Genomic DNA, 20,250 nt, shown 5'->3' with positions numbered 1-20,250 from the left:
AGATGTTCATGATCCGCAGCCTTGCTGCCGCCCTTTTCCTTTCCACGGCGATCGCAACCCCGCTGATCGCGCAGAATGCGATCCGCTCCAAACCTACGGCGCTGCCGGTCGACTATGCCGCGCCGGCGCCCAAGGATGCGCCCTATCCCGGCGGCACGATCAGGCTGGAGGTCGACGCCACCGATACGGTGCAGCGCATCTTCCGGGTGAAGGAAACCATCCCCGTCGCCGCCGCCGGTCCGATGACGCTGCTGATGCCGCAATGGCTGCCGGGCAACCATGCGCCGCGCGGACAGATCGAGAAGCTGACCGGCCTCAGCTTCACGGCCGACGGCAAGCCGCTGGCGTGGAAGCGCGATCCGCTCAACGTCTATGGCTTTGTGATCGACGTGCCGCAGGGGACGAAACAGGTCGTCGCATCCTTTCAGTTCCTGTCCGCCACCCAGCCCAATCAGGGCCGCGTCGTCGTCACGCCCAAGATGCTCAATATCCAGTGGGAGTCGGTGTCGCTCTATCCGGCGGGCTATTATACGCGGCAGATTCCGATCCAGGCGACCGTCACCTATCCGGACGGCTGGCAGGCCGCGACAGCCTTGCGGGGCAAGAAGACCGGATCGACCGTCGCCTATGAGACGATCGACTATGAAGCCTTGCAGGATTCGCCGGTGTTCGCGGGCCTTCATTTCAAGCCCGTGGACCTGGGCCCTAATGTGACGCTCAACATCGTCGCGGACGATGCCGACGAACTGGACGCCAAACCCGACCAGATCGCCAGGCACAAGAAGCTGGTCGATGAAGCGGGCGCGCTGTTCGGCACCTATCATTTCGACCATTATGACTTCCTGTTCGCCATTACCGACGAGATGGGAGGCATCGGGCTGGAGCATCACCGGTCGTCGGAGAATCAGGTCGAGCCGGGCTATTTCAAGAAATGGGGCGACGGCGATGCGCTGCTGGACCGCAACCTCTTGCCGCATGAATTCACCCATAGCTGGGACGGCAAGTTCCGCCGTCCGGACCTGCTGTGGACACCCGATTTCAACGTGCCGATGCAGGATAATCTGCTGTGGGTCTATGAAGGGCAGACGCAGTTCTGGGGCTATGTGCTGGGCGCGCGGTCCGGGCTGTTCTCCAAGCAGGAAACGCTGGACGCCTATGCCCATATCGCGGCCAAGCTGGATACGGCGCGGGGCCGCGAGTGGCGGCCGATGGAGGACACCACCCACGACCCGATCATCTCCGCCCGCCGTCCCAAGGGCTGGTCGAGCTGGCAGCGGTCGGAGGATTATTACAATGAAGGCCTGATGATCTGGCTGGAAGCGGATGCGATCATCCGCCAGCAGACCAAGGGCGCCAAGGGCCTGGACGATTTCGCCAGGGCCTTTTTCGGCATCAATCCGGGCGATTGGGGACAGGTCGTCTATAATCGCGGCGACGTCATCAAGACGCTCAACGCAGTCGCGCCCTATGACTGGGCGGGCTTCTTCCAGAAATATGTCGACAGCACGACCAGGGAGACACCCAAGGGCGGCTTCACGCTGGGCGGCTACAGGCTGGTCTATGGCGACACGCCGGGGGCCATCACCAAGGCGGCCGAAGGATCGGGCAAGTTCACCGACCAGAGCTTCGGCATCGGCATGATCGTCAAGAATGACGGCGAGATCAGCAACGTCGTCTGGGACAGTCCGGCCTTCAAGGCTGGCCTGGCGACCGGATCGAAGATCCTCGCGATCAATGGCGATGAATATTCGGGCGATGTGTTCAAGGCGGCGATCAAGTCCGGAAAGCCGCTCCAGATCATAGTGAAGCAGGACAAATATTATCGCACTTTGACCCTCGCATATTCCGGCGGCCTGCGCTATCCGCGCCTCGAAAAGACAGGAGAGGGTGAAGGCAGCCTGGACCGGCTGCTGAAACCGAAAACATAATCACCCGTAGCGCCAACGCGTATCGAAAAAGGCTTGAAGTCCCATGAATATCGAACTGATCCCGGTGGGCGACGATCCGCCCAACAGCCTGAATGTCATCATCGAGGTTCCGGTCGGTGGCGAGCCCGTCAAATATGAGTTCGACAAGGCGTCGGGCGCGCTGTTCGTGGACCGCATCCTGCATACGCCGATGCGCTATCCGGCCAATTACGGCTTTGTGCCGCACACGCTGTCGCCCGATGGCGATCCGCTGGACGCGCTGGTCATCGCCCGCTCGCCCTTCATTCCCGGCGCCGTGGTCGCGGCCCGCCCGATCGCCGTGCTGAATCTGGAGGATGAAGCGGGCGGCGACGAAAAGCTGGTCTGCGTGCCGGCGGATTCGGTCTTCCCCTATTATTCGAACGTTGGTGAGAAGGACGACCTGCCCGGCATCGTCATGGAGCAGATCGAGCATTTCTTCACCCACTATAAGGATCTGGAAAAGAAGAAGTGGGTGCGCATCGGCACCTGGGGCGGCGCGGAAGACGCCAAGCGCATCACCCTGGAAGCGATCGAACGCTACAAGGCTGAGAAGCAGGCCGCCTGAAGCGCTGCGAAATACTGAACGAAAGAGGGGCCGCGTAGCTTATCTGCGCGGCCCCTCTTCATTTTGTCTGATCGATGAAGCGCCGTGCGTTGGAATCGGTGAAGATGGCCGTCCGCTGCGCCCCTCCTTAAGGGCGGAGACGATGAATGCCGCAATGACCGGCTGCCTCCGCCGCGCATTCAATCCGGGCGCATGGCTTCCGCAACCAGGGCTTCGGCCTCGATGAGCAGGGCATCCTCCACCTCATGCTGGGCGACCTGCTCGCGTCCGATGAGGATCAGCACGGGGACGGCGAGCGGGCTCACCCGGTCGAGATCGACATGCAGCATGGTGGCCGACGCACGGTCGATCAGGTCGCCCAACCGTCCCACGTCGGTCATCCGTGCGCGGGCGTCGGCCCAGGCCGCCTTCAGCAGCAGATGATCGGGCTGATATTTGCGCAGCACGTCGTAGATGAGGTCGGTCGAGAAAGTGACCTGCCGACCCGTCTTGCGCTTGCCGGGATGCTGGCGCTCTATCAGGCCGGAAATGACGGCCACGTCGCGAAAGGCGCGCTTGAGCAGGCTCGACTGTTCGACCCATTCGATGAATTCATGATCCAATATGTCGGCCGAAAAGAGGCTCTGCGGGTCCGTGATCGGCTTCAGCCCATAGACGGCCAGCGCATAGTCGTTGGAAACGAAGCCCATCGGCATCAGCCCCTGCGCATCCATGCGGCGGGTCAGCAGCATGCCCAGCGACTGATGCGCGTTCCAGCCTTCGAAACTGTAGCAGACCAGATAGTGCCGCCCCTCATGCGGGAATGTCTCGATCAGCAATTGCCCCGGTTCGGGCAGGGCCGAGCGATATTTCTGCACCTCCAGCCATTCGCGCACATCGTCGGGAAAGCGGGACCATTGCTCCGGTTCGGCCAGGAAGTGGCGGACGCGGTCGGCCAGCCGCGTGGACATGGCCATGCGCGTGCCGCCCCAGCTGGGGATGCGCGCCTGTCTGGACGTCGCGCGGACGATGAGGTCGGTGCTGTCCATACGGACCACTTCCAATGCGGTGCCGGAAAAGAAGAAGCAGTCGCCGGGGCTCAAGGTGGTGGCGAAGCCCTCCTCCACCGTGCCGAGCTTGCGCCCATTGGCGAAGCGGACGGCGAGCGCGGGCTGGTCGACGATGATGCCGGCGTTGAGACGATGCTGCTGGATGAAGCGCGGATGGGAGACGCGCCATAGACCGTCAGGTCCAAGCGTCAGCCGCTTGAAGCGGTCATAGGCGCGCAGGGCATAGCCGCCGCCTTCGATGAAATGGAGGACATTGGCAAAGGCTTCCTCCGTCAACGCGCCATAGGGGGTGGCCGACCGGACTTCCGCCAGCAGATCTTCCGCCCGAAAGGGCGCTGCGCAGGCGAGGCCCATGACATGCTGGGCAAGGACGTCCAGGCTGCCCGGACGGAAATCGTCGGTGTCGCGCTCGCCCGCCTCCACCGCGTCCAGCGCGGCGCGGGCTTCGAGATATTCGAAACGGTTGCCGGGGATGAGGATCGCCTCGGACGCCATGTCGAGGCGGTGATTGGCCCGCCCGATGCGCTGGAGCAGGCGCGAACTGCCCTTGGGGGCGCCCATCTGGATCACGCAGTCCACATTGCCCCAGTCGACGCCGAGATCGAGCGAGGCGGTGGCGACCAGCGCGCGCAACCTGCCGGCCGCCATCGCCGCCTCCACCTTCCTTCGCGCTTCGATGGAAAGGCTGCCATGATGGATGGCGATGGGCAGGTTCGCCTCGTTCACCGACCAGAGTTCCTGGAAGATCAGTTCCGCCAGGCCGCGCGTGTTGCAGAAGACCAATGTCGTGGCGCGGCGCTCGATCTCCTCCATCACCTGCCGGGCGGCATATTTGCCGGAGTGCCCGGACCAGGGAATGCGCCCTTCGGGGATGAGGATGGCGACATGGGGATCGGCGCCCGCCTCTCCCATGACCGGAGTGACGGCGCCGATGTCCCCGTCCGGGGCCAGCCAGGCCCGATAGGCGTCGACATCGGCGACGGTCGCCGACAGCGCCACGCGGCGAAGGCCCGGGTTGATGCTCTGGAGGCGGGACAGGGAAAGGTTGAGGATGTCGCCGCGCTTTTGCGTGGCGAAGGCGTGGACCTCATCAATGATGACCGTCTTCAGGCCTGGGAACATCAGGAAGCTGTCGGGATAGCTCAGCAGCAGCGACAGCGATTCGGGCGTGGTGAGCAGGATTTGCGGCGGGCGGGCGCGCTGGCGCGCCTTGCGGTCGGAAGGGGTGTCGCCGGTGCGGGTTTCCACCCGGATCGGCAGGCCCATTTCCTCGATCGGCGTCAGAAGGTTGCGCCGCACGTCGACGGCGAGCGCCTTAAGGGGCGAGACATAGAGGGTGTGGAGGCCCTCACCGGGATTTTCGATGAGGTCGGCCAGGGTCGGCAGGAAGCCGGCGAGCGTCTTGCCCGCGCCGGTGGGCGCGACGAGCAGCGCGTGGTCGCCGGATCGGGCAGCGCTCAGCATGTCGATCTGGTGGCGGCGGGGCGTCCAGCCGCGTGAGGTGAACCATTGCTCCAGCGGTTCGGGTAGGCGTTGGTTCATGGGGAGCATGTAGGATGAGAAGACATAAACGTCATCCTGTTCAACGCTGCCTCGCCTCAAAACGCTCCGCGCTCCTGCGCAGGAATATGGAGCGCATAGTAATTTAACTTTGGTTTCATGAAATAATCTAACAATCCGCTCTGGCTCCTCCCCCCCCGAAAGCGTTACACTCCCTGCCATCGCAGCGGCGCAACAGACGCCGCAAACATGCAGGAGATCATCGATGACCGGCGAAACCGAAGCCGACCTCACGGGCGCGGAACCCACGCGCAACCGCCGCCGCCCCAAGCAACCGATCATGGAAATCGAAGGCCGCAAGCTGAAGCCCGCGACGTTGATGATGGGCCATGGCTATGACCCCACTCTGTCCGAGGGATCGCTGAAGCCGCCGATCTTCCTCACCTCCACCTTCGCCTTCGAAAGCGCCGCAGCGGGCAAGCGGCATTTCGAGGGGGTGACTGGCATCCGCCCCGGCGGCGCCGAAGGCCTCGTCTATTCGCGCTTCAATGGGCCGAATCAGGAGATTGCGGAGGACCGGCTGTCGGTCTGGGAAGAGGCGGAGGACGCCCTGCTCTTTTCCAGCGGCATGTCCGCCATTGCAACGACCTTGCTGGCTTTGGTGCAGCCGGGCGACGTGATCGTCCATTCGGCGCCGCTCTATGCCGCGACCGAATCGCTGATCGGACGCATCCTCGGCAAGTTCGGCGTGCAGTGGCTGGATTTCCCCGCGGGCGCGAGCGAGGAGGAGATCGGCGCGGTGATCGACCGGGCCAAGGCGCTGGGCCGCGTGGCGCTGATCTATCTGGAAAGCCCGGCCAATCCGACCAATGTCCTCGTCGATCTGGAGGCGGTAGTTGCGCGGCGCGACTTTTCCTTCGCAGGCGAAGAATATCGACCGCCCATCGCCATCGACAATACTTTCCTGGGGCCGCTCTGGCTGCATCCGCTGAGCCATGGGGCGGATCTCGTCATCTACAGCCTCACCAAATATGCAGGGGGGCACAGCGATCTGGTCGCGGGCGGGGTGCTGGGGTCCAATGCGCTGATCAACACCATCCGGCTGATGCGGAACACCATCGGCACGATCCTGGACCCGCATTCCGCCTGGATGCTGCTGCGGTCGCTGGAGACGCTGGAACTGCGGATGAGCCGCGCGGGCGAGAATGCCGCCAGGGTCTGCGCCTGGCTGAAGGACCAGCCGCAGGTGGAGAAGGTCGTCTATCTCGGCTTTCCGGAGACCGAACGACAGGCGGACATCTACCGCCGGCATTGCACGGGCGCGGGATCGACCTTCTCGCTTTACCTGAAGGGCGGCGAGGCGGAGGCCTTCGCCTTTCTGGACGCGCTGAAGATCGCCAAGCTGGCCGTCAGCCTGGGCGGGACAGAGACGCTGGCGAGCCATCCGGCGGCGATGACGCATCTGTCCGTCCCCGCCGAACGCAAGAAGGCGTTGGCGATCAGCGACAATATGGTGCGCATCTCCATCGGCTGCGAGGATGCGGAAGATCTGATCGCGGACTTCGCCCAGGCCTTGCGGGCGGTGGGATGAGGGAAGCGCGCCCCGTGATCCTGGTGGCGCAGCCGCATCTGGCGCCGCTGCTGGACGTGCTGGCCCCCGATTATGACGTCATGGCCTTGTGGGAGGAGAGCGGGCAGGCGCGGCTGGCGGAGGCCGAAGCGCTGGTGACGGCGGGCGAGTTCCGGCTCGACCCGGCGATGCTGGAGCGGATGGCGGCGCTGCGGCTGATCGCCTGTTTCACCGTGGGCTATGACGGGGTGGACCTCGACTGGGTACGGGCGCGCGGCGTGGCCGTGACCCATGCGGGGGACGCGAATGCGGCGGATGTCGCGGATCATGCCCTGGGGCTGATCCTCGCGCACCGGCGGCAGATCGTGCTGGGCGACCGGCAGGTGCGGTCGGGTGAATGGAGCGCGGGCGCGAAGATGCTCACCCGCTCGATGGCGGGCGCGGCGATCGGGATCGTCGGCATGGGGAGCATCGGGGTCGCCTTGGCCGAACGGGCCGGGGCGATGCGGATGCGGGTCGGATGGTGGGGGCCACGAGACAAGCCGGAACTGCGCTGGCCACGGGCGCAAAGTCTGGCGGCGCTGGCGCGGGACAGTGACGTCATGGTGGTGGCGGCCAGGGCGACCGAGGAGAATCGCGGGATGATCGATGCGTCCGTGATGGACGCGCTGGGGCCACAAGGGCTGCTGGTGAATGTTGCGCGGGGGCAATTGGTGGATGAGGATGCACTGATCGCGGCTCTACGCGAGGGACGGCTGGGCGGAGCGGCGCTGGACGTGTTCGAGAGCGAGCCTACGCCCGCGGCGCGCTGGGCCGATGTGCCGAATATCGTGCTGACCCCGCATACAGGCGGCGCGACCTATGAGGCGGTCGGGCGGATGCGGGACATGCTGTTGGCGAATCTCGCCGCGCATTTTGCCGGGGAGACGCTGGTTTCTCCGGTGATTTAACGGCGCATCATGCTCCTGCAAAGGCAGGAGGACCTCATCCTATGCCGCCATCGAGCCTTACGCCCAGTCCACCCGTTTCCATCCCCGTTCCGCCGCCAGCTTCGCCAGCGGCTTGTGCGGATTGGACGCGAAGGGAACATCCGCGAACTCCAGCATGGGGGCGTCGGACACATGGTCGGAATAGGCGCGGATATGCGCCTGCGTGCGGTCGATCGCCTCGGCCGCCATCCACGCCTTGATCATGCGCAGCTTGCCGGTGTCGTAGCAGTTCTCGCCGGCGATCCTGGCGCGGACATAGCGCAGATCCTGCGAGAGATGATCGGTCGCGATCACCGCATCGAAGCCCAGCCGCCGGGCAATCGGCTCGACATAAAGGCGGTAGGAGGCGGTGGCGAGCACCAGCCGATAGCCGTCCGCCCTGTCCTTCGCGATCTGCGCCAACGCGCCCGCACGGACATTATGGGCCACCACCTTCGCCGCATAGCTTTCCACATGCGGCATCAGCCGGGCACGCTCGACATTATGGCCGATCATCAGCGCCTGGTTCATTTCCTTCAGCCGCTGCCGGCTGATCAGCTTCAGCACATAGGCCAGCATCAGCAGGATGACGCCGGGAAACAGCGCCAGACGCCACGGCGCCATGCGTTTCGCGACATGAACCAGAAAGCCGGTATAGGTGCCGCTGAAGGTGACCGTGCGGTCCATATCGTAGATTGCGAGCCTGTGCGTCATGCCATGTCCGAAACTTTTTGCGGTGCCCCTTCGTTTGATCGTGCGGATGGGCCGTTTCGGCTTGCCGTGCAACCGATAATGGACCACACCACCGCCTTGATGAACAAAGCCGCTGATCTTGCTCAGGAAGTCCGCGACGGCGAGACGGTCATTCGGCTTTCGGGCAATATGTCCATCGCTTGCCTCAACCATCTGCCCGACCGGCTGGACGCGATAGAGGGTCCGGTCGACACCATCGACCTGTCGGGCGTGGAACATATGGACACGATCGGCGCCTGGGTGCTGCACCGCACGATCAAGCGCTGGAACTGCAAGATCACGGGCGACAAATGCGATGCGGAACGGCTGATCGCGGCGGTCGGCCGCGTCGATGAACCGGTCAACATCCGCCCCGACTATGTGCCGCCCTGGCAGCGCGTCGTCGGCCAGATCGGGGAAGCGGTGGTCAATGCCGGCAGCACCATGCTGGGCCTGCTCGGCTTTTTCGGCGGAACGCTGGTGGCCACGTGGAACGTCATCCGTCATCCCAGCCGGTTCCGCATCAATGCGGTGGTCCAGCGGTTCGAGGTGGTGGGCGTCTCGGCGCTCGGCATCATCGGCCTGATGAGCTTCCTGATCGGCATCGTCATCGCCCAGCAGGGTTCGGTGCAGCTCCGCCAGTTCGGCATGGAGATGCTGACGATCAACCTGGTCGGGCGCCTCACCTTCCGTGAACTCGGCGTGCTAATGACGGCGATCATGGTCGCGGGCCGGTCCGGTTCCGCCTTCGCCGCGCAACTGGGGACGATGAAGCTGACCGAGGAGGTCGACGCCATGCGCACCATCGGCGTGTCGCCCATGGAGGCGCTGGTGCTGCCGCGCACGCTGGCCGTCGTCGTGATGATGCCGCTGCTCGGCTTTTATTCCTCCATCGTCGCGATCGTCGGCGGCGGGTTCCTTTGCGCCGTATCGCTCGACATTCCGCCGATCACCTTCGTCCAGCGGCTGCGGGAGGTGGTGCCGATCCACGACCTGTGGGTGGGGCTGATCAAGGCGCCCGTCTTCGGCGTCATCATCGCGCTCGCTGGCTGTTTCCAGGGCATGCAGGTCAAGGCCAATGCCGAAGAGGTGGGCCTGCGCACGACATCGGCGGTGGTGCAGGCGATCTTCCTCGTCATCGTGCTCGACGCCTTTTTCGCCGTCTTCTTCACCTGGGTGGGCTGGAACTGATGACGCCCGAAGAAGCGATGAGCGCGGAGGAAGAGCGGGTCGAAAAGGCGCTGGAGCGCGATGATGTCGCCATATCGGTCCGCAACCTGCGCAACAGCTTCGGCGACCAGGTCGTGCATGAGGGGTTGAACCTCGACGTGCGCAAGGGCGAGATATTGGGCGTGGTCGGCGGGTCGGGGACAGGCAAGTCGGTGCTGATGCGCTCCATCATCGGCCTCCAGACCCCCGATGAGGGCGAGGTCCACGTCTTCGGGGAATCGATGATCGGCCGGCTGGACGATGAGGCGCTGGCGATCCGCAAGCGCTGGGGCGTGCTGTTCCAGGGCGGCGCGCTGTTCTCCACGCTGACGGTCGCGGAGAATGTCGAGGTGCCGATCCGCGAATATTATCCGAACATCGGCCCCAAGCTGCGCGACGAGATTGCCGCCTACAAGATCCGCATGACCGGCCTGCCCGCCGAGGCGGGTCCCAAATATCCCGCCGAACTGTCGGGCGGGATGAAGAAGCGCGCTGGGCTGGCGCGGGCGCTGGCGCTTGATCCCGACCTGCTGTTCCTCGACGAACCCACGGCCGGGCTTGATCCCATCGGCGCGGCCGCCTTCGACGACCAGACGCGCAAATTGCAGCAGACGCTGGGCCTCACCGTCTTCCTCATCACCCATGATCTCGACACGCTCTATTCGATCTGCGACCGGGTGGCGGTGCTGGCGGACAGGAAGGTGACGGCGGTCGGCACCATCGATGAGCTGCTGGCGACCGATCATCCGTGGATTCAGGAATATTTCAACGGCCCGCGCGGGCGCGCTGCGACGGCGGCGGTCGCTCGCGAAAAGGACAAGAGGCGATAGGATATGGAAACCCGCTCCAACCATGTGCTGGTGGGCACGGTCACGCTGCTGCTGCTGGCGGCGATCATGATCGCGGCTTTCTGGTTCTCGCGCCTCTCCCAGGGCGACAATATGGAATATGACATCTTCTTCAAACAGTCGGTCAACGGCCTCGCCAAGGGATCGAGCGTCAACTATTCCGGCGTCCCGTCCGGTCAGGTCGAGAAGATCGAGCTGTGGAAGCGCGATCCCAGCTTCGTGAAGGTGCGCATTTCGGTGAAGGAAGGGACGCCGATCCTGCAAGGGACCACCGCGACCATTGCCGGGGTGGGCTTTACCGGCGTGTCGGAAATCGTGCTGGACGGCGCGGTCAAGGGCGCGCCGCCGATCACCTGCCCGGCGGAAAACCCCCTCGCCTCCTGCCCCGATGGCGTACCGGTGATCCCGACCAAGCCGGGCGCACTGGGCGAGCTGCTCAACAATGCGCCGCAGTTGCTGGAGCGGCTGTCGACGCTGACCGAGCGGCTGACGGAATTGCTGAACGACAAGAATCAGCAGTCCATCGCCGGCATATTGGCCAATGTGGAGCGGATTTCCGGCTCGCTGGCCGACCGCAGCCCCGAAATCGCGGCAACGCTGGCCGAGGCGCGCATCGCCGTGCAGCGCACCGGCATCGCGGCGGAGCAGATCGGCAAGCTGGCCGCGTCCACCGACGCCATGGTCAATGATGAGGGCCGCCCGCTGCTGGCCGACCTGCGCAAGAGCATCCAGTCGGCCACGCGCAGCATCGACACGCTCGACAAGACCATCGCGGAGGCGCAGCCGGGCGTCCACGCCTTCAGCAACCAGACCATGCCGGAGGTGAACCAGTTGGTCCGCGACCTGCGCGAAATGTCGCGCTCCTTCCGCGGCGTGGCGGAAAAACTGGATCAGCAGGGCGCGGGATCGATCGTCGGATCGCCCAAATTGCCTGATTACAAGCGATAAGAGGGACATGATGATGTTTCACAGGAAACTTGGCCTGATGCCCGTGGCCCTCGGCGCATCGATGCTGGCCGGCTGCGTGTCCTTTGGCGGCAAGCCGCCCGAACGGCTGCTGTCGCTCAACGCCGCGCAGAAGGTCGCCCCGGGCACGTTGCGCAGCGCATCGGCGGGCGCATCCATCACGGTGGCCGATCCCGAAGCGCCCAAGATGCTGGATACGGTGCGGGTGCCGGTGATTACCTCCCCCACGTCGGTCGCCTATGTGACGAAGGTGCAATGGGCGGACACGCCGCGCCACCTGTTCCAGAAGCTGCTGGGCGAAACCATCGCCGCCACCAGCAACCGCATCGTGCTCGACCCCGGCCAATATTCCGCCGACGCCGGGCAGCGGCTGATGGGCGAGCTGGTCGATTTCGGCGTGGATGAGGCGAGCAACAGCGCGGTCGTGACCTATGACGCGATGCTCACCGGGCCGGGCGGCACGGCCATCGCCAAGCAGCGCTTCACCGCCAGCGCGCCGATCGGGGGCAAGATCGACGCCAGCAGCGTGGGCGCTCCGCTCAATGCCGCTGCGAACAAGGTGGCGGCGGATGTGGCCGCCTGGCTGGCGACTTCGGGAAGGTAGGGCGCCGTTCCTGGCCATCATTCCAGCTTTCGCTGGGGTGACGCGCGGGGTGGAAGGACGTCTTTACTCCAAACTCTTGCTTACCTGCTCCGTCACATCCTTCGACAGTCCCGGCTCAAGCAGGATGCGCTGCAATTCCGCCCGCATCAGCGCAGCGCGTGGTTCATCGAACCGTTTCCAGCGGCCGAGCGGCGGCACCAGCCGGGCGGCGGTCTGGGGGTTCAGCTTGTCGAGCGCGATGATGCAGTCCGCCACCAGACGATAGCCCTTGCCCGACGGGTGATGGAACGCCCATTGATTGCCTGCGAAGGCGCCATAGAGCGCGCGCACCCGGTTGGGATTGGTCAGGGTGAAATCCTTGTGCCTGCCCAGTTCCTCGACCAGATCGACCGTATCGGGATGGAAGGCGAAGGCCTGGGTCTGGAACCATTTGTCCAGCGTCAGCGCATCGTCGCGATAGCGGTTGTAGAAGATGTCGAGCGCCGCTTCCCGTTCCGCGCTGGTGCCGTTCGCCAATGTCGCGAGCGCTGCCTGCCGCTCGGTCATATTGTCGGCCTCGCTGAACTGGCCGAAGGCGACGGTCGGACCATCCACCGCGCCGGAAGCTGCGAGATAGAGCAGCGTCGTGTTGCGCAGCTTCCTGGCGCCCTTGGCGGCTGACGACAGAGCGAAGGCATTGGCCCTGGTCCGGGCGTGAATATCGCGCCAGAGCGGCTCCAGTTCGGCGCCGATGCGCCGTTGCAGCGCATCCCGGGCCGCGTGGATCGCATCGGGATCGACCACCGCCATCTGATCGCCCAGATAGGCTTCGCTCGGCAGGCGGATCGCCTCCGCGACGAAGGCGGGGTCGAGCAGCGGATCGGTGGCGGCGTTGCGGATCGCGGCGATCACCGCATCCTCATCGACCGCCTGCCCGCCGATCCGGCCGACCAGCACATTGACCATGAGTTGCTGCATCGCCTCATAACGGGCGAAGGGATCGTCGTCATGGGCCGAGAGGAAGGCAAGATCGGCCTGGCTGCGATTGGTTTCGACAATGACCGGGGCGGAAAAGCCGCGATTGATCGAAAGGATGGGCGCGGTCGTCCAGCCCTGGAAGGTGAAGCTCTGCCGCGCTTCGGTCAGCATCAGCAGTTCATCGCCCCTGTTCTCACCCGTTTCCGGATCGAACAGAGCCGTGCGTAGCGGGATGGCCATGGGCCGTTTTTCGGGCTGGCCCGGCGTGGGCGGGACCGTCTGCTCCAGCAGCAATGTCACGCTGCGCGCAACCGGGTCGTGGGTCAGCAGGGCGCGGACATGAGGAGTGCCGGCCTGCTCGTACCAGAGGCGGAACTGGCCGAGGTCGATCTCTCCCCCCTCCTCCATCGCGCGCACGAAATCCTCGCAGGTCGCTGCCTCGCCATCATGCCGGTCGAAATAGAGGTCCGTTCCGGCACGGAAGCGCTCCGGACCCAGCATCAGCGCCATCATGCGGATCAGCTCCGCGCCTTTATTGTAGATGGTCGCGGTGTAGAAGTTGCTGATTTCCATATAGGATTCCGGGCGAACCGGATGGGCGAGCGGTCCGCTGTCCTCCTGGAACTGCGCCGCGCGAAGGATGCGGACGTCCTCGATCCGCTTGACCGCATGCGATCCCATGTCGGCGGAGAAATTCTGGTCGCGGAAGACGGTGAAGCCTTCCTTCAGGCTGAGTTGGAACCAGTCGCGGCAGGTGACGCGATTGCCCGACCAGTTGTGGAAATATTCATGCGCCACCACCCCCTCGACGCCGTCATAGTCGATGTCGGTCGCGGTTTCCGGATCGGCCAATATGTAGCGTGAATTGAAGATGTTGAGGCCCTTGTTCTCCATCGCCCCGAAGTTGAAATCGGCAACGGCGACGATGTTGAACACGTCCAGATCATATTCACGGCCATAGACGCGCTCGTCCCAGGCCATGCTGTTCCTGAGCGCCTGCATCGCATGGGCGGTGCGGGGCAGATCCGCTTCCCTGACCCAGATGCCCAGTTGCACCTCCCGCCCGCTCATCGTGACGAAGCGGTCGGCATTGCAGGCAAGGTCGCCGGCGACCAGCGCGAACAGATAGCAGGGCTTGGGAAAGGGATCGTTCCAGCGCGCCCAGTGGCGGCCGCCGGGCAACTCTCCCTGCTCGACGGGATCGCCATTGGCGAGCAGCACCGGGTAGAGCGCCTTGTCCGCCGCCATGCGCACCGAATAGCGCGACAGCACATCGGGCCGGTCGGGGAAGAAGGTGATGCGCCGGAAACCCTCCGCCTCGCATTGCGTACAGAGGAGGCCGCCGCTGGCATAAAGCCCCATCAGTTTGCTGTTGTCCTGAGGCGCAATCTCCACGAGCGTTTCAACTATATGAACGGCGTCGGGAAGCGCGATGACCAGCGCGCCGCTGTCCATCGACCATTGGTCCGCAGCGAGCGGGTTGCCGTCGACCCTGATCTCCAGCGGCAGGAGGCCGTCGCCATCCAGCTTCAGCGGCCGGTCATGATCGCCATTTCGCGTGACCGACAAGGTTGCATGGACGCGCGTTGCAGCGGCGTCGAGATCGAAATCCAGCGCGATGTCGGGAACAAGCCAGTCCGGCGGCCGATAGTCCTCGCGACGGACGATATGGGGCACGGTGAGGGAGGAGGAATTGTCTGCCATGCGTACAGGCTAGGCAGTTGAGGGGGAAAAGACCAGTGGCCGCCGCGCCTAAATGCGTTGGCCACCAGTCCTTTGGCGAAGCTTCAGATACGCTCGCCCGAGAGGCGCTGGCACAGCATGTCCAGTTGGTCGAGCGTCGAATAATGCAGCGAGAGCGTGCCGTTGCCGCCTTGCATATAGTCGATGTCGACCTTCACCCCCAATATGTCGGCAAGATGCTGCTCCAGAGCCGCGATGTCGGGATCGTTTTCCTTCGGGACGGCCGCCCGTCTGCGGCCCGGCGCGTCATCGCCCTTCTTCGCACGGCGCACCAGTTGTTCCGTATCGCGCACCGACAGGCCCTTGGCTTCGACGGTGCGGGCCAGATTTTCGCAGTCCGGCGCGCCGATCAGCGCACGGGCATGGCCCATGCTGAGCTTTTGTTCGATCACCTGCTGCTGGACGGGCGCGGGCAGATCGAGAAGGCGCATCAAGTTCGCGACATGGCTGCGCGACTTGCCGACCAGACGGCCCAGCGCTTCCTGGCTGTGCTGGAACTCCGCGATCAGCTTGCGATAGGCTTCCGCTTCTTCGATCGGGTTGAGGTCTTCGCGCTGGATATTTTCGATAAGGGCGATTTCCAGCGTTTCCGCCTCATCGAAATCGCGCACGATGGCAGGGATGCGGTGAAGCTGGGCGCGTTGGGCCGCGCGCCAGCGGCGCTCGCCCGCGACGATCTGGAAACCGCCGCCATGGGGCCGAACGATGATCGGCTGGATGACGCCCCGCTTGCCGATGCTGTCCGCCAGTTCCTGCAACGCGCCCTCATCGAAATGGCGGCGCGGCTGTTCCGGATGGGGCTGGATCAGCGCGACTTCGATGCTCTGGATCGCCTTGGTGGACGGCGGCGTGGCCGCCGTCGGCGCGACGGGTTCTTCCCGCGCCACGTCTCCCAACAGTGCCGACAGCCCCCGGCCAAGGCCGTGGGGGCGCTTCACCGACTTCATGGCATTTTCGTTATTCAAGCAGCAACCTCCTGCCGGGGCAGGCGCGCGATCAACTCACGCGCCAGACGCATATAGGCTTCCGATCCCGAGCAGCGGAAATCGTAGATCAGGGCCGGCACGCCGTGGCTGGGCGCTTCCGACAGGCGGACATTACGCGGGATGACCGTGGAAAAGACAAGATCGCCCAGACAGGCCCGCACATCGTCCGCAACCTGATCCGTCAGGCGATTGCGGCGGTCGTACATGGTGAGCGCGACGCCCATGATCGACAGGCCGGGATTGAAGCGGCCACGAATCCGTTCCACTGTCTGGAGCAGTTGCGAGAGCCCTTCCAACGCAAAAAATTCACATTGCAGCGGCACGAGCAGCGACTGCGCCGCGACCATGGCGTTGATCGTGAGAAGGCCGAGCGAGGGCGGGCAGTCGATAAGGCAGATGTCCCAACGGCCCGGCTGGGCTTCGGCGAGGACCCTTTCCAGCCGATGGGTCCGTTCCTCATATTCGATCAGTTCGATCTCCGCCCCCGACAGATCCTGTGTCGCGGGAACGATGTCGAGCTTGGGAACCCGCGTGCCGAGAACCGCATCCTCAAGCGCGCAATTGCCAAGAAGCAGATCATAGCTCGACTGGACGCGATCCGATTGGTTGACGCCGAGTCCGGTGGACGCATTGCCCTGAGGATCGAGATCGACCAACAGCACGCGAAGACCAGTGGCCGCCAGACCTGTGGCCAGATTGATGGCGGTCGTGGTTTTTCCGACGCCGCCCTTCTGATTGGCAATGGCAATACGGATCATCCTCGGGCTTTCCTCCTGACGGATCGGACCGCCTCCGCGACGATGATGGCGCTGTCGGCATCGGTCACGCTGCGTTCCACGTGGAACGCACCTTGCCATGATCGAGTCGCCGCCTCCAGTTCATTCTGCGCATTTCGTCCTTTTGGAAGCACCCAAATGGTTTTTTCATCGGCCAGATGATGCGCGGATTCGAGCAGCCGGGGCAGCGGCGCATAGGCGCGGGCGCTGATGATGGCTGCCGCCGAAGCGGGAACGGTCTCCACCCGACCGCCAAAGACCTGGGCATGGGAGAGGCCGAGCTCTGCGATGACGTCGTTCAGAAAGTCGATCCGCTTCCGCCGTGACTCCACCAGTTGGATGGGGCGTTCATGGAGGATCGCAATGACTATGGCCGGCAAGCCGGCACCCGAACCCAGGTCGACCCACCTGCCCTGCCCGGCCTTCGCCGCCAAAGGCAGGAGCTGCGCGGAATCGGCAATGTGCCGTGCCCATATATGGGCGCGGGTCGATTCAGCGATCAGGTTCTGCTGCTCCATCTCCTTCAGAAGGATCGCAACATAGCTCTCCAGCCGCTCCCATGTTCCACGTGAAACATCGAAGCGGGCCTGCAACCATTGCCGTGCTTCTTCTTCCGTCACGCGGCGCGCCGCCTGACGTGAACAAGAAGGGCCGCCAGTGCCGCGGGCGTTATGCCGCGAATGCGTCCCGCCGCCGCAAGCGTGTCCGGCCGCGCCAGATCCAGCCGCTCGATCATTTCCGTCGAGAGCCCGCCGATAGAAGCGAAGTCGAAATCGGCCGGAATGGCGACACGTTCATTGCGGCGCATCTCCGCAATCTCCGCCTCCTGCCTTTCCAGATAGGGCGCATAATGCGCGTCTTCCAGAATCTCGTCGCGCAGGTCGGCGGATGTTCGGGCCAATGCCGGCGCGAGTGCGAAGAGCAGATCCCGCCCCACCTCCGGAAATCTCGCCCATTCGAACAGGGTGCGGCGCGCGCCATCCTGCCGGACGGATGCGCCCGATCTGGCCATTTCGGTGGCCGAGAAGGAACGGCCCAATTCTTCCTCCACGAGCGAACGCTGATGGGCGCGTTCCGCATAATAGTCGGTCCGCTCTTTGCCGAGCACCCCATGATAGATGCCGAGCGGGGCCAATCGGGTGCCCGCATTATCGGCGCGCAGCCGCAACCGATATTCGGCGCGGGCTGTGAGCATGCGATAGGGCTCGGTCACGCCCTGCAGGACCAGATCGTCGATCATCACGCCGATATAGCTGCTGGCCCGATCCAGAATGAGCGGCTCCTCCGCCTTGGCCTTTGCTGCGGCATTGATTCCGGCGATCAGGCCTTGAGCCGCCGCCTCTTCATAACCGGTCGTGCCGTTGATCTGCCCCGCGCAGAAAAGACCGGGGATGGCGCGCACTTCCAAGGTCGCATCCAGGGCGCGGGGATCGATATGGTCGTATTCCACGGCATAGCCGGGCACGACGATTTCGGCCTTTTCCAGACCCGCCATCGACCGCACCATAGACAGTTGCACATCGGCGGGAAGCGAAGTGCTGATCCCGTTGGGATAGACCAGATGGTCGTCCAACCCCTCCGGCTCCAAGAATATCTGATGCCCGTCGCGATCGCCGAAGCGGATCACCTTGTCCTCGATCGATGGGCAGTAACGCGGCCCCCTGCCCTCGATGGCGCCGCTGAACAAAGGCGAACGGCCCAGCCCTTCCCGGATGATCGCATGCGTGCGTTCATTGGTGCGCGTAATGGCGCAGCTCAATTGCGGCAGCGGCCGCCCCGGCGACATGGCGGACATGGTCCATACCGACCCATCGGAAGGCTGCGCCTCAAGCCGCGCCCAATCGATGGTGCGGCCATCGATTCTGGGAGGGGTTCCGGTCTTGAGCCTTCCAACCGGCAGGTCCAGCGCGCGAAGCTGAACCCCCAAAGCCGTCGCAGCCCGCTCTCCGGTACGGCCGCCCGCCTGCGTCTCTTCCCCCCGGAAGAGCTTGCCGCCCAGAAATGTTCCCGTCGCGAGCACCACGGCGGGCGCCTTGAGCATCCGACCATCGGCGAGGGACAATCCGGCGATGGCTCCGCCCGTCAGGATCAATCCGATGGCTTCTCCCTCCACGATCTCCAGTCCAGGCTGGCGGTCGAGGAGGCGGTGAATCTCGGCACGATAGCGTTTGCGATCCGCCTGGATGCGCGGACCCTGAACCGCTGCGCCCTTGCTGCTGTTGAGCATGCGGTAGTGAATGGCAGCGGCGTCGGCAGCACGGGCGATCAAGCCGTCCAGCGCATCGACCTCCCGTACCAGATGGCCTTTGCCCAGACCGCCTATGGCCGGATTGCAGGACATGGCGCCCACCGTCGCTCTGTCGAAGGTCAATAGCGCAACCGAGGCCCCTTTGCGCGCCGCTGCGCCTGCCGCTTCGCAGCCTGCATGGCCGCCGCCGACCACGATCACATCATAGCTTGTTCGCATGCGCGCCCCCTTAACAGAAGTGGGGCGCCCCGGTCAAAACTGTTCCACGTGGAACATGGCTATTTACCGATGCAGAATCCGGCAAACAGGCGGTCGAGCATGTCCTCCGTACCGGCTCGTCCGGTCAACAGGTCTATGGCCTGACGGGCCTGTCGCAACTCCTCCGCCACGATCAGCAGATCGCCCGATGCCTGGGCGGCGCTCAGATGCCCGTGCAATTGCGCCCCGGCTTCCCGCTGCCGCCGGTGCAGGGCATAATCGCCCTCACCCGGCAGGAGAGCGGCGGCGCGTTCGAGCAGAATGGATGTCAGGCGATCCATTCCCTCGCCTGTGACGGCCGAAAGCCGAATACCGGGGCGGTCGATAGCCATGTTCCGGTCGCATTGGGCGGCGACCAATAGGGCGTCCGCGCGGGGAGCCTCCTCCGCCGGACCCAACCAGAGGATGATGTCCGCTGCGTCCAGCGCGCCCCGCGCCCTGTCCATGCCAATGGCTTCGATGGCATCGTCCGTTTCGGCGCGCAGGCCGGCGGTGTCCGTGAAAAGAAAGGCGGTGCCATGCAGCGCGGCCGGTACTTCTATCCGGTCGCGGGTCGTCCCGGCTATGTCCGACACAATCGCCGCCTCCCGCCCGACAAGCCGGTTGAGCAGCGTCGACTTCCCCGCATTGGGCGGGCCTGCCAGAACCACGCGAACGCCGTCGCGCAACCGCTCGGCCGATGGCGCGGCGAGCATGGCTTCGACTTCCCTTGCCAGGCCATGGACGCCCTGGCCGATCCGCGCCTCCATCCCCTGATCGGGCACATCATCCTCATCGGAGAAATCCAGCGCCGCTTCCGTCATGGCGGAAAGATCGAGCAATGTTCGCCGCCATCCCTCCACCCGCCGTGAAAAATGGCCTTCCGCCATCAACAAAGCCGCGCGCCGCTGCTGCTGTGTCTCGGCAGCGAGCAGATCGGACAGCCCCTCCACCGCGTTCAGATCCATGCGGCCATTGGCGAAGGCGCGGCGTGTGAACTCTCCCGCTTCGGCCCGGCGCAATCCTTCAAGCGTGCCCAGCGCCTGATCGACCGCGGCGATGACCGCCCGCCCGCCATGGCAATGCAGTTCGGCCAGGTCCTCGCCGGTCGCCGTATCCGGTCCGGGAAACCACAGGATCAGGGCCCGATCCAATAAGGCGCCGTCGCGGGGGTCGTGCAGCGACGCCAGCCGGGCCCGCCGGGGTGGTGGCAATTGCCCGGCCAGCGCGAGAAGCGCCCGGCCTGCCGCCGGTCCGCTGATCCGCATGACAGCAATGCCGGCAGGGGGCGCGCCGCTCGACAGGGCAAAGATGGTGTCCGTCACGGCGCGCCGTCCCTGGCA

General features: G+C 64.6%; 16 protein-coding genes. 8 read left to right on the top strand and 8 right to left on the bottom strand.

Features of this window, described 5'->3' with window-relative positions; translation table 11 throughout:
• Nucleotides 1-8 precede the first annotated feature (8 nt).
• Entirely contained in the window at nt 9-1,928 is a 1,920-nt protein-coding gene (locus tag K7W03_RS02965) for a M61 family metallopeptidase (protein WP_222885512.1), read from the top strand.
• 43 nt (nt 1,929-1,971) lie between these two features.
• A complete protein-coding gene (ppa, locus tag K7W03_RS02960; RefSeq protein WP_025550754.1) occupies nt 1,972-2,514 on the top strand; it encodes an inorganic diphosphatase in 543 nt (180 codons plus the stop codon).
• A 179-nt stretch (nt 2,515-2,693) separates the two neighbouring features.
• Here ppa and K7W03_RS02955 read toward each other — a convergent pair whose 3' ends face one another.
• Nucleotides 2,694-5,105, bottom strand: coding sequence for a ligase-associated DNA damage response DEXH box helicase (locus tag K7W03_RS02955; RefSeq protein WP_222885511.1), 2,412 nt, complete (start codon nt 5,103-5,105; stop codon nt 2,694-2,696).
• Nucleotides 5,106-5,328: 223 nt separating this feature from the next.
• Between K7W03_RS02955 and K7W03_RS02950 the strand changes: the two genes are divergently transcribed.
• Nucleotides 5,329-6,654, top strand: a complete 1,326-nt coding sequence (locus K7W03_RS02950; protein ID WP_222885510.1) for a cystathionine gamma-synthase family protein — start codon at nt 5,329-5,331, stop codon at nt 6,652-6,654.
• Nucleotides 6,651-7,583, top strand: coding sequence for a 2-hydroxyacid dehydrogenase (locus tag K7W03_RS02945; protein WP_222885509.1), 933 nt, complete (start codon nt 6,651-6,653; stop codon nt 7,581-7,583). Before K7W03_RS02950 ends, K7W03_RS02945 begins: the two co-directional genes overlap by 4 nt.
• A 57-nt stretch (nt 7,584-7,640) precedes the next feature.
• Here K7W03_RS02945 and K7W03_RS02940 read toward each other — a convergent pair whose 3' ends face one another.
• Nucleotides 7,641-8,315: an HAD family hydrolase gene (locus K7W03_RS02940; protein WP_222885508.1), complete on the bottom strand. Its 675-nt coding sequence runs from the start codon at nt 8,313-8,315 to the stop codon at nt 7,641-7,643.
• 99 nt (nt 8,316-8,414) lie between these two features.
• On the opposite strand from K7W03_RS02940, the gene K7W03_RS02935 reads away from it, so the two are divergent.
• From K7W03_RS02935 to K7W03_RS02920, 4 genes are read left to right on the top strand one after another with little or no spacing between them, the layout of a single operon-like run.
• Nucleotides 8,415-9,524: an ABC transporter permease gene (locus K7W03_RS02935; protein WP_044662860.1), complete on the top strand. Its 1,110-nt coding sequence runs from the start codon at nt 8,415-8,417 to the stop codon at nt 9,522-9,524.
• Nucleotides 9,524-10,372 (top strand): ABC transporter ATP-binding protein, encoded by an 849-nt coding sequence (locus K7W03_RS02930; RefSeq protein WP_044660607.1) that lies wholly within the window; start codon nt 9,524-9,526, stop codon nt 10,370-10,372. The genes K7W03_RS02935 and K7W03_RS02930 overlap by 1 nt, the downstream gene beginning before the upstream one ends.
• Nucleotides 10,373-10,375: 3 nt before the next feature.
• Nucleotides 10,376-11,338 (top strand): MlaD family protein, encoded by a 963-nt coding sequence (locus K7W03_RS02925; protein WP_044660606.1) that lies wholly within the window; start codon nt 10,376-10,378, stop codon nt 11,336-11,338.
• Between the two features lie 7 nt (nt 11,339-11,345).
• The gene (locus tag K7W03_RS02920) at nt 11,346-11,960 is read left to right on the top strand and encodes an ABC-type transport auxiliary lipoprotein family protein (RefSeq protein ID WP_082166215.1); all 615 of its coding nucleotides are present in this window, start codon (nt 11,346-11,348) and stop codon (nt 11,958-11,960) included.
• Between the two features lie 63 nt (nt 11,961-12,023).
• On the opposite strand, the gene pepN is transcribed toward K7W03_RS02920, so the two are convergent.
• The 6 genes from pepN to mnmE form a co-directional block, all read right to left on the bottom strand.
• Nucleotides 12,024-14,621 (bottom strand): aminopeptidase N, encoded by a 2,598-nt coding sequence (gene pepN, locus K7W03_RS02915; RefSeq protein ID WP_222885507.1) that lies wholly within the window; start codon nt 14,619-14,621, stop codon nt 12,024-12,026.
• An 83-nt stretch (nt 14,622-14,704) separates the two neighbouring features.
• A complete protein-coding gene (locus K7W03_RS02910; protein ID WP_173664367.1) occupies nt 14,705-15,607 on the bottom strand; it encodes a ParB/RepB/Spo0J family partition protein in 903 nt (300 codons plus the stop codon).
• A gap of 14 nt (nt 15,608-15,621) precedes the next feature.
• On the bottom strand, nt 15,622-16,404 hold the full coding sequence (locus K7W03_RS02905) for a ParA family protein (RefSeq protein ID WP_025551164.1): 783 nt from the start codon (nt 16,402-16,404) through the stop codon (nt 15,622-15,624).
• Entirely contained in the window at nt 16,401-17,042 is a 642-nt protein-coding gene (rsmG, locus tag K7W03_RS02900; RefSeq protein WP_222885506.1) for a 16S rRNA (guanine(527)-N(7))-methyltransferase RsmG, read from the bottom strand. The genes K7W03_RS02905 and rsmG overlap by 4 nt, the downstream gene beginning before the upstream one ends.
• Nucleotides 17,039-18,889, bottom strand: coding sequence for a tRNA uridine-5-carboxymethylaminomethyl(34) synthesis enzyme MnmG (gene mnmG, locus K7W03_RS02895; RefSeq protein ID WP_222885505.1), 1,851 nt, complete (start codon nt 18,887-18,889; stop codon nt 17,039-17,041). The genes rsmG and mnmG overlap by 4 nt, the downstream gene beginning before the upstream one ends.
• A 59-nt stretch (nt 18,890-18,948) precedes the next feature.
• Complete coding sequence (mnmE, locus tag K7W03_RS02890) at nt 18,949-20,232, bottom strand: tRNA uridine-5-carboxymethylaminomethyl(34) synthesis GTPase MnmE (RefSeq protein WP_222885504.1); 1,284 nt, start codon at nt 20,230-20,232, stop codon at nt 18,949-18,951.
• Nucleotides 20,233-20,250: the final 18 nt, after the last annotated feature.

This window comes from Sphingobium sp. PNB (assembly GCF_019873065.1).
In the GTDB taxonomy this organism is placed as follows: domain Bacteria; phylum Pseudomonadota; class Alphaproteobacteria; order Sphingomonadales; family Sphingomonadaceae; genus Sphingobium; species Sphingobium fuliginis.
Note: the sequence above shows the minus strand (reverse complement) of the source record. Positions and strands in the feature narration are given on the sequence as shown.